This window comes from Rhodothermales bacterium (assembly GCA_034439735.1).
Taxonomy (GTDB): Bacteria; Bacteroidota; Rhodothermia; order Rhodothermales; family JAHQVL01; genus JAWKNW01.
This window is the reverse complement of sequence record JAWXAX010000016.1, coordinates 1-10,257: the sequence shown is the minus strand read 5'-3', so window position 1 is coordinate 10,257 and position 10,257 is coordinate 1. Positions and strand designations below refer to the sequence as shown.

Genomic DNA, 10,257 nt, shown 5'->3' with positions numbered 1-10,257 from the left:
TGAAGGGCGATGAGTTTCCGATTCGCGTCCGCCTCCGCCCGGAAGACCGTCTCACGACGCTCGACCTGGACGATATTGGGGTGCGCACGCCGGCCGGCGAGATCGTGCCCGTATCGGCGCTGACGACCCAGGAGAAAGGCCGCAGCCCGACAACCATCAGCCGCATCAACGGTCAGCGCGTGACCTACGTCACGGCGAACCTGGAGGAGGGCGTTCCGCTCGGTGCGGCGGTCGATCAGATCCGCGCCGACCTCGCCCAGCTACCGCTTCCGGATGGGTTCTCGATCGTCTTTGGCGGACAATACGAGGAACAGGAAAAGGCGGAGAAGGACTTCCTGCTCGCGATTGTCATGGCGCTGGTACTCATCTACATGGTGATGGCCGGCCAGTTCGAACGCTTCCTGGATCCGCTGATCATCATGCTCTCCGTCCCGATGGCGATCGTGGGTGTCGTTCCGATGCTCATCTTTACGAACGACACGCTGAACATGCAGAGCATCATGGGGCTCGTCATGCTCGTCGGCATCGTGGTGAACAACGCGATCGTGCTGGTCGATTATATCAACCTCTTGCGGCGTGAGAGCGATCTGGACCTGGAGGGCTCGATCGTGGAAGCCGGCCGGCTCCGGCTCCGCCCCATCCTCATGACGACCCTCACGACCGTCCTCGGCCTCGTGCCGATGGCCCTGGGCATCGGCGCCGGCGCCGAGATCCAGGCCTCGCTGGCCCGCGTCGTCATCGGTGGCCTCTCGGCCTCGACGCTCATCACGCTGGTGCTCATCCCGGTCGCGTACCTCAGCGCCCACCGCGCGAAGGATCGGGTGGCCGCTCGCGTCAAGGTCTATGCGGATCAGTGGCGCGCCCGTCCGGGATCGGAGCCGGCCGTGCAGCCGGAAGGGTGATCGACGACCTCGATTGGACCTATGAAAAAACCCCTCGGGATCTTCGGATGCCGAGGGGTTTTTTTGCTTTTTTATTCGCCAGCACGCCGTCGTCCATCATCCCTCGATAAACTGAATGCACACAGGCGTCGGCACCTCCGCCGAGGCAACGCGGTTCAGGAGGCCGGAGCGCCGGTCGATGGCGAAGCTCACGATGGTGTCCGACTGCTGATTCGCTGCCAGAAGGAGACGGCCGCCAGGCGCGATGCCGAAGTTGCGCGGGGTGGCGCCTTCCGTGGACGTGTGGGCGAGGGCCGTTAGCTGACCGGCCCGGGCGTCAAACCCGAACACGGCGATGCTGTCGTGCCCGCGGTTCGACCCGTACACAAATCGGCCGCCGGGGGCCACATGGATATCGGCGCAGGAGTTCGTGCCGGCGAAGCCCTCGGGTAGCGTCGACAGGGTGTGGCGCTCGATAAAGGTCCCGGAACCGCCGTCGTACGACAACGCGGAGAGCGTGGAATTGAGCTCGTTGATCACGAAGGCGTATTGCCCGGACGGATGCCAGGCGAAGTGCCGCGGACCGGCGCCTGGCGCCGTAGCCAGCGAGGCCGGCTCGTTGGGCTTGAGGACGCCGCTGCGGGCATCCCACTGGTAGACCATCAGCTTGTCGAGCCCAAGGTCGGCCGCGACGACGTAACGGTTTTTAGCGTCGAGGTGGACCGAATGCGCGTGCGGGGCTTCCTGCCGGCTGGCGTTCACACTGCTCCCCGTATGCTGGACGACGGTGGTCGGCGCGGCGAGATGGCCGTCCAGGCCGATGGAGAGCGCGGCCAGGTTGCCGCCGGAGTAGTTGGCCACCAGCGCCCACCGGCCCGTGCGGTCGGTTATGATATGGCAGGGATGCGCCCCCCGCGTCGGCTGCTGATTTAGAAACCGGAGTTCGCCCGTCCGCCCGTTGATCGCATAAGCGCTGACAGCCCCACCGGGCGACCCGTCGAAGGTGTCCAACTCGTTGACGGCGTAAAGAAAGCGCTGGTCCGGACTGATAGCGAGGAAGGAGGGCTGCTCCGCCTCGGCGACGAGGCGGACGTCCGCGATAGCCCCCGAGTCCGCGTCCAGCATGCCGGTGTAGATTCCTTTGCTGGCTCCGCTGGTATAGGTGCCAATAAAAATCCGCATGGACTTGAGCGGCGCGGCGAGTACACGGGAGGGTGCGACGGAGAGCGCGGCTGTGAGGCCGGCCGCGGCGTAGAGGAAGGAGCGACGGGTAGACATAACAAGATTCAGGCTGCCGATCGATGTGAGGAAGAACACCTAACGTAAGGCGCAGATGCGCGTGCGTCAAATGACGAAGTTCGATATCTTGGGTTCCAGCGATTGTGGCACCACGCGCGGCGTAATCGCCGCATAATGTGACGGTCGTATCCTTCGACCGATTCTGTATTCATCCGCCAGCTCTTTTTGTCATGCCCAACCCCTCGAGCCTCCCTGCCCGCCGACGCTCTATCGCAGGCTTGTTTGCCGTTTCATGCGTTATACTGCTGGCATCGGGTTGCGCGCGGCTCGCGCCGCCGTCCCCGGCAAAACCGACCAACGTCATCCTGATGATCGGCGACGGCATGGGGCTGGCGCAGATCTCCACCCTGTATTTCAACGACACGGTAGCGACCTCATACTTCGAGCAGTTCGGCGCGTTCGGGTACATCAAAACGAAGCCGACGGATGCCGAAATCACCGACTCGGCCGCCGGCGCCACGTCCTTTGCCTCGGGCGTCAAGACCTACAACGCGGCTATCGGGATGGACGCCGATACCGCCCGGGTGGAGACGATCGTCGAACGCCTCTCCCGGACGGGGCAACTGACAGGCCTTGTGGCAACCTCCTCCATCGTACACGCCACGCCGGCCAGCTTCTTTGCGCATGTCGCCCACCGGAATATGTACGAGGACATCGCCACCCAGCTGCCGGGTTCGGGGGTGGACTTCTTCGCCGGCGGTGGGGTGAAGTTTTTTGCGGATCGAAAAGATGGCCAGGATGTGTATAACCAGCTGATCGACGCCGGCTTTGCGATGGACTCGACCGCGTTGGCCGGCACGCCGGCGCCGCCCCAGAAATACGGCTTCTTGCTCGCACCGGATGGCATGCCGCGCGTGCTCGAAGGCCGTGGGCCGTTCCTGACAGATGCCACCCGCATGGCGCTCGCCTACCTGGATCAGGGCGATCGCGGCTTCTTCCTCATGGTCGAGGGCTCGCAGATCGACTGGGGTGGGCACGAAAACAACACCGAATATCTGATGACGGAGATGGCCGACTTCAACGACGCCATCGGGGCGGCGATCGAGTTTGCGGCGCGGGACGGGAATACGCTCGTCGTCGTCACGGCGGACCATGAGACAGGCGGGCTCGCGCTGTCGACCGGCGCCGGCTACGGGGAGATGATACCGACGTTTTCCACCGGAGGCCACACCGGCTCGCTCATCCCGGTGTTCGCCTTCGGGCCGGGGGCCGAGGCGTTCACTGGCATCTACGAGAATACCGAGATCTTCCACAAGATCGTCTCGGCCGCGGCCTGGTGATTCACCGTCATTCGCCTACCGGAGCAGCAGCATCACCCCCGTTTTGTCAAACGAGCCGGCCTGGATGCGGTAGAGGTACTGCCCGCTGGCCCACGCCCCGGCATCCATCTCCACGGCGTAACGTCCCGCGTCCTGGAAGGTATCGACCAGGACAACCCGTTCTCGGCCCAGCAGGTCGTACACGGCCAGCCGCACGTCCGTCGCCACCGGGAGGGTATAGGTGATCCGGGTCCGGGGGTTAAACGGATTCGGGTAGTTGGGCGAGAGGGTAAATTGCGCCGGCGGTGTCGCTACCGTTACGGTCGATGAATAGGCGAATTGCCCATCCATATCCACCTGTTTGAGGCGATACGCGACGGTGGCCGACCCGGCGGGGAGTGCTGTATCCGTATAGGTGTAGGTGTGTGGATCGGAGGTCGTACCCTGGCCGGAGACAAACGCAATCGGCGCGAAAGGACCGTCAGCCTCAACCGCGCGCTCGAGGGCGAAGCCGGCGTTGTTGGTTTCGCTCGCCGTATCCCAGGTCAGTTGGACGCGGTCGGTGTCGTAGCGTCCGTCGAAGTGGACGAGGGAAACGGGCAGCGCCGGCTCGGCTCCGTGCAGTCCGAACGTCGGGCTCGTGCCCAGGGCCGCGTCCCACTCGGCGGTCGCGAACCACCAGTTTGTCATGAAGTCGTTGCCGTAGGGAATCGTGTTCTGATACCCCGGCATGTTCTGCATCCAGTAGATGTACCAGTGCGACTCCACCTGCTGCGGAATAACATCGGGTTCGGGCCATTCATAGGGCAGATCGCCCCAGGTGTTGAGGTTGACCAGCGTTTTTGCCCCGGTATTGTCCGGCCGCCAGTCCTCGATATCACTCAGTACGAGCGCGGGGTCGACGTAGTCGTAGTTGTCGATGGTATTCGGGGGCATGTGCGTCCAGCCGCTGCGGCCGGTGGTAAACTGGCCATTCGTGACGCCGACGAAGTCGTGCCAGAACAGCCCGTCGTGGCCGTCTTGCCGGCTGGCGGCATACCGTAGCATGACCTCCAACTGGTGCCCGTGGTTGTGGACGGATTCGGCCTGCGACCGCCGGAAGTTCGATCCGTAGACGATGTAGGTATGGTCCAGGATGGGCAGGTCATCGTGGATGCGCCAGCTGTTGGAGATGTCGCCCGAACTCGGGCTGGCCATGTTGGACTCCGGCATCCCCCGGAAGTCGGCGGGGTCGAACAGGCTCGGGTTACTGGTATAGGTCGGGAAGCTGGTGTCGAAGGGCGATGACCAGAACCAGACTTCCTTGACCCCCTCGGCCTCGATCAGCTCCTGGAGGCTAAAGCGATCCATCACCTGGGTCACATCCACATAATAGGAGGGCACGCCCGATACATCATAGGTGTAGGTAGATGGCGGGGTTTGTTCGTAAACGGTCAGGTAGCGGACAACCTTATACCCGATGGACGGTGGGGGCATCGGGCCGGCGCCGGGATCCCCGCGCAGGGTCTTGTAGCCCCGGAAACGCGAGCCTTCCTCGAGCATGAACTTCGTGCGCTTGTCGAACAGGTCGATCGTCTTCTTCATGTCAGCGAGCGTGACTTCATGGAGCCACCAGAAGTCGGGCACCTTCGTGATATCGAGATCAACGCCGTTGGGTGTGGGCAGATACCGGATGACAAGTACCGGCACGGTGTGGATGGCATCGTCGGGGGCCGAGGCGAGGTAGGGGTCGATCGTTTCATACACGGGCGGGAGGATCGGGGCCTCGACGACGATATCGACGGAGGCGATCGTTCCCTGGAACGAGGCGGTGAGCCTCGCCGTGCCGGCGGTGTATGCTACGACGCGATCCAGTGTGGGATCGTAGCCGGCGACGTCTGGCGCCGTGGAGGTCCACTCGGCCGAAGCAGGCGCGATCTCAGTCGTCCGGTCGCCTTCCTCCGTGAAGAGATGGGGGCGGATGCGCCATGTCTCAAACAAGCGCGTATGGCTGAGAAAGAGGCGCAGACTGTCGTACGGGGGGATGACCAGTCGGGTCCCCTCGGGCGTACCGTCGCTACGCCATAGGCGCTGAGAGCCGGAGAGATCGGCTATGGCTGAAAAATAGAAGGCGTCTCCGAACGTCGTGAGGCCTTGTGGGCGAGATCCTTCGAGGCCGGGCAGAAGGTCTTTAACGAGGTGCGTGCCGGCCTCCGTGCCGTCGCTGACCCATAATTCGTAGCCATGGCTATCGTCGTCACCGGCGTAGAATACCCGCAAGCCTTTCACGAGCAGATGAGCCGGCGCACTGTCGTCCAGACCGGGGTAGCCATCTTTGACCAGGAGCGTGCCGGCGGCGCTTCCATCACTCACCCAGGGCTCGATGCCATGCTGGGGATCGGATGCCGCGAAAAAGAGCCGGCCGTTTAACTCGACGAAGTGGTGCGGTCCTGCACCAGGTAATCCGGGCCAGATGTCGGCCACCAGCCGCGTCGTTTCCAAGGTCCCCCGCGATTCCCACAACTCGGCCCCATGGACGCCGTCATCCGCCGCGAAGACCAGGCGATCGCCGATGCGCGTCAGTGAGGCCGGCCATGAGGATCCCTCGCCCGGCCGGATGTCGGCCATCATCACGGTGCCCTCGCTCGTACCATCCGTCACCCACAGCTCCTGGCCATTCACCCGGTCGTCCGCGGCAAAATAGACCCGGTCGCCCAGCGTGGTGAATAGCGTCGGCATGGTGTCCGCGGAACCGGGGGCGATATCTTTGATGAGCACCGTGCCTTCGGGTGTGCCATCGCTTTTCCATAACTCAAACCCCGCTTCGGGCGTCCAGGCCGAAAAGTAGAGAGTGCCGTCCGCATCGGTCAGATGGACGGGCCGGCCGCCCTGGTATCCGGGGACGATGTCCTTTACGAGCTTCGTGCCCGCCGGCGTCCCGTCACTCACCCAGAGTTCCCGACCGACGATATCGTTCCACGGGGTGAAGAACACCTGGTCACCGGAAACCACGACGTCATTTGGCGCGGAGCCGTTTGGGCCGGCCCACGCGTCCGTGACGAGGCGCGTGCCATCGGGCGTGCCATCGGATGCCCACAGTTCTCGCCCGTGGACGCCGTCATCGGCGACAAAAAAGAGCACTCCGCTGGCCTCGACCAGGTAGGACGGGTTGCTGGTTTCGGGGCCTGGCCTGATGTCGAGAAATAGCTGCGTGCCCTCACGCGTGCCGTCCGTTCTCCAAAGCTCCCTCCCGGAAGAGGTCTGGTCCAGCCCTGTAAAAAAAAGGGCGTCATCAAAGACGATGTAGTCGCCGGGATATTTCAGGCTCATGACGGCGATCGACACCGGATCGGTGGGAGACGTCAGCGATGTCGGGGCGCCAGGCGCCAGATGATGTACAGGTTGCGCGTAGAGCGCGGAGGTGGTGACGCTCAGCAGAGCGAAGAGGGCGAGAAGCCGGGTGGTGCGTCTCATGGTCGAGCCTCCTGGGGGTATGGTGGATGTGATGTTCACCCGGGCTACGCCGGCAGTGAAAACCGTGCGAGATGGCGTCGCGAGTTATCGAGTCCTATGAATGGTAATGGATGTGTGGACAGACCTTTCGCCCACGACAAGGGGGATGGATACGATTTCCCATCGAGCCGTCTTGATCAGCGACCCGACGCCCAGCCCGAGCAGCCCGCCGCCCACGGCTCCAACAGCGACGCCGGCCGCCGCCGGGGTGTCGTCGTTGAGGACGCAGTAGCGGTAGGCCGTGCAGCCCTCGCTGGACGAGTACGCCGCGATGCCGGCCACGATCGCGCCTACCGCCGCCCCGATAGCCGCGCCGCGCCGGCTCTGTGTCTGTGTCCCCCGGCTTACCTCCAGTCGGAAGATGGCGGTCGTGGGAATCTGCATGGAAGTCCCGTTCCGAATTATCGAGACATAGTCAGAATGATAGCGCTCGAATTCGCCGATAAATGGGGTGCGCGGGGCCCAATCGAGCTGTTGCTCCAGATCAGTGATGAGGGTCACGCGTAGGCGTTCTCCAGTAGCGAGGTTTAACACGGTCTGGGCCTGCCCGGGCGTTCCGTGGAGCAATAGAATCAGGACGAGCAAACAGACGGGGCGGTTCATCAGAGTGAGGCGTTGGTAACACGCTGATTCCAACGTACATCTGCCGCCCCGATTCCGTCGCGAGGCCGAAGCGACTCCACGTGAAGGACCTATACCTACATGATGCGCGGCAAAATAAGAGGAGATGGATTTTCTCTCTGAGGGCCGTGGCGTATGTTCGGGCAGCGTATCCCCTGAACCGTCCTCATCTATGGCATCTACCGCATTCGATTACATCGTCGTCGGCGCCGGCGCGGCCGGTTGCGCCGTGGCGCACCGGCTGAGCGAAGACCCGAACGTTCAGGTCGCCCTCCTCGAAGCCGGCCCGAAAGACAGCTCTCCGCTCATTCACATGCCGGCCGGGTTCACGAAACTCGTCGGCCAACGGGTCAACTGGGGCTTTTCGACGGTCCCCCAAAAGCATGTCAATAACCGCGAAATGCATTACCCGCAGGGACGGACGCTGGGGGGGAGCACCTCGATAAACGCGATGATCTACATTCGGGGACACGCGCTGGATTACGACGAGTGGCGCGACCTCGGCAACGCCGGCTGGGGCTACGACGATGTGCTGCCCTACTTCAGGAAATCCGAAAACAACGAGCGGTTCGTCAACGAATACCACGGCACAGGAGGGCCCGTGAACGTGGCGGACCAGACGCAGTCCAACCTCCTCACCCGCGCCTTCGTCCGTGCGGCGCAGGAAATCGGCCTGCCCTATACTCCAGACCACAACGGCGCCCAGCAGGAAGGGGTGAGTTATTATCAGGTGACCCAGCGCAACGTCCGCCGCGAAAGCGCCGCGACGGCCTACATCCACTCCGTGAAACACCGCAAAAACCTGACGGTCCTCACCGATGCCTGGGCCTCGCGCGTGGTGGTCGAGAAAGGACGCGCCGTGGGGGTCGAGTACCTGAAAGGGAGAAAAGAGCATGTGACGCTGCGTGCCCGAGCCGAGGTGATCCTCAGCGGCGGCGCGGTCAACTCGCCCAAGCTGCTGCTGTTATCCGGCATCGGTCCGGCGGACGAACTGCGGGCGCTGGGTATCGATCCGGTCCACGACCTGCCGGGCGTGGGGAAGAATTTCCAGGATCACATGGACGTATATATCGCGGCTGAGTGTAGCCAGCCGGTGAGTTACAACGGGGAAGATCGGTGGGATAAAGCTATCCGCCACGGGATCCAGTACCTGCTGTACAAAACCGGTCCGGTGACGGCCTGCGTCGCGGAGGCCGGCATTTTCCTGAAAACCAGCGACGAGGTCCGCTCGCCCGACATCCAGATCCACTGCCTGCCGGCGTACGTGGTGGACCACGGCCGGATGCGCATCAAGGGCCACGGGATCACGATCAACACCTGCAACCTGCGCCCGAAGAGCATCGGCTCGGTGACGTTGCGCTCGACGAATCCATTGGACGCGCCGGCGATCGACCCTAACTTCCTGGCCGACCCGTACGACTGGAAGATCTCCATCGAGGGCTTCAAGTGGGGCCGCAAATTGCTGGCATCCGAAGCCTTTCGCCCGTTCATCAAACGCGAATACCTCCCCGGGCCCGAGACGCAGTCCGACGAGCAGATCAAGGACTACATCCGCAAGTGGTCCAAAACCGACTACCACCCCGTCGGCTCCTGCAAGATGGGCCACGACGACATGGCCGTGGTGGACACCCGGCTTCGCGTCCGCGGCATCGAGGCACTCCGCGTCATCGACGCCTCCATCATGCCCACCCTCATAAGCGGCAACACCCAGGCCCCGTCCATCATGATCGGGGAGAAAGGGGCGGCGATGGTGGTTCAAGGCAAAAGGTAAAAGAGTAAAGGAAAAAGGAAAAAGGAAAAAGACAAAAGGAAAAAGACAAAGTGAGTGTGAGCCCGTGGTCCGGAACCTCCTCAATGTGCCTTTTTTCCTTTACTCTTTTGCCTTTTTCCTTTTTCCTTTCCCCTTTTGCCTTCCAATTACATCGCCGCCAGCTTGATCGGCACGCGCTTCGTCTCCCACTTCATGACGAGGGTGGCCGACTTTTCGGTCAGGTCGTCGAACGTGTAGTTGAGCCACTCGTGGTTCGGGATCGTTTCGGCTTTTACCTTCACTTCCAGGACCTTGTTGGCTTCGTCGTACATCGTGCCCCAGCGGACCGGTGTGGCGAAGATGGCCCCCCATTCGCCGTTTTCGGCGAGACGGAAGAACAGGTTGTAGGTGCCGGCCACGAGGTGCTGGCCCTCCACCATGATGTCGTTCGCGAAGGTGATGGTCGTCGGCTCGTTGGCGCCGGCACGCCATACCTTGCCATACCCTTCGAGCCCGCCGAACACCGTGCGGCCTTTAACCCCGGGTCGACCGTAAGACACGTTGATATCGGTCGTGCCGATGGTCTGCGACACCGTCGCGTTCGGGCTCGGGCGCGACTTGCTGTTGTCGCGCTGCGCACTGGCCGGCTGGGCGACGAGCGCCATAATCACGAGCGTAAGGACGCTGAAAAGGGAAGTATAGACCGTCTTTCTCATGGTAGCTATTGGGTGTGTAAAACCTGGATTCACTGGATAAGGCCGCGATGGGGCCTTTGTGGGTACGTGCGAGTTCAAAGCACGAAAAAAGGGGTTTCAGGTTCCTCGGATGCCGTAAGTTAACGGTCGATCCCCCTACGCACCCCTCTTATCCACTGATAATGCATCGGATTCGCCACCTTCGCGCCCACAGCCTGTCGCCAGAGGTCCTGGCCTGGTCAGGAGGGTACTTCGACTGG

7 protein-coding genes are annotated in these 10,257 nt (G+C 62.6%); 3 read left to right on the top strand and 4 right to left on the bottom strand.

The window, feature by feature from the left end; all coding sequences use genetic code 11:
- Nucleotides 1–902: efflux RND transporter permease subunit (locus SH809_00705; protein MDZ4698196.1), on the top strand; the 902-nt coding region annotated here is incomplete at its 5' end.
- Between the two features lie 96 nt (nt 903–998).
- Here the strand turns inward: SH809_00705 and SH809_00700 are convergent.
- On the bottom strand, nt 999–2,159 hold the full coding sequence (locus tag SH809_00700) for a lactonase family protein (GenBank protein ID MDZ4698195.1): 1,161 nt from the start codon (nt 2,157–2,159) through the stop codon (nt 999–1,001).
- A 191-nt stretch (nt 2,160–2,350) separates the two neighbouring features.
- Between SH809_00700 and SH809_00695 the strand changes: the two genes are divergently transcribed.
- On the top strand, nt 2,351–3,460 hold the full coding sequence (locus SH809_00695) for an alkaline phosphatase (GenBank protein MDZ4698194.1): 1,110 nt from the start codon (nt 2,351–2,353) through the stop codon (nt 3,458–3,460).
- A gap of 15 nt (nt 3,461–3,475) precedes the next feature.
- Here the strand turns inward: SH809_00695 and SH809_00690 are convergent, their stop codons facing one another.
- On the bottom strand, nt 3,476–6,892 hold the full coding sequence (locus SH809_00690) for a T9SS type A sorting domain-containing protein (protein ID MDZ4698193.1): 3,417 nt from the start codon (nt 6,890–6,892) through the stop codon (nt 3,476–3,478).
- An 84-nt stretch (nt 6,893–6,976) separates the two neighbouring features.
- Nucleotides 6,977–7,534 carry a hypothetical protein gene (locus SH809_00685; protein MDZ4698192.1) on the bottom strand — a complete coding sequence of 186 codons (558 nt, stop codon included), beginning with the start codon at nt 7,532–7,534 and terminating at the stop codon, nt 6,977–6,979.
- Nucleotides 7,535–7,724: 190 nt separating this feature from the next.
- Here SH809_00685 and SH809_00680 point away from each other — a divergent pair, with 190 nt between their 5' ends.
- On the top strand, nt 7,725–9,323 hold the full coding sequence (locus tag SH809_00680; protein MDZ4698191.1) for a choline dehydrogenase: 1,599 nt from the start codon (nt 7,725–7,727) through the stop codon (nt 9,321–9,323).
- 146 nt (nt 9,324–9,469) lie between these two features.
- On the opposite strand, the gene SH809_00675 is transcribed toward SH809_00680, so the two are convergent.
- Nucleotides 9,470–10,018 (bottom strand): DUF2911 domain-containing protein, encoded by a 549-nt coding sequence (locus SH809_00675; protein ID MDZ4698190.1) that lies wholly within the window; start codon nt 10,016–10,018, stop codon nt 9,470–9,472.
- Between the last annotated feature and the right edge of the window lie 239 nt (nt 10,019–10,257).

Excerpts from the sequence above, each read along its gene's own strand:
- SH809_00690 (MDZ4698193.1), bottom strand. The coding sequence starts at position 6,892 with ATGAGACGCACCACCCGGCTTCTCGCCCTCTTCGCTCTGCTGAGCGTC.
- SH809_00680 (MDZ4698191.1), top strand. The coding sequence starts at position 7,725 with ATGGCATCTACCGCATTCGATTACATCGTCGTCGGCGCCGGCGCGGCC.
- SH809_00700 (MDZ4698195.1), bottom strand. The coding sequence starts at position 2,159 with ATGTCTACCCGTCGCTCCTTCCTCTACGCCGCGGCCGGCCTCACAGCC.
- SH809_00695 (MDZ4698194.1), top strand. The coding sequence starts at position 2,351 with ATGCCCAACCCCTCGAGCCTCCCTGCCCGCCGACGCTCTATCGCAGGC.
- SH809_00675 (MDZ4698190.1), bottom strand. The coding sequence starts at position 10,018 with ATGAGAAAGACGGTCTATACTTCCCTTTTCAGCGTCCTTACGCTCGTG.
- SH809_00685 (MDZ4698192.1), bottom strand. The coding sequence starts at position 7,534 with ATGAACCGCCCCGTCTGTTTGCTCGTCCTGATTCTATTGCTCCACGGA.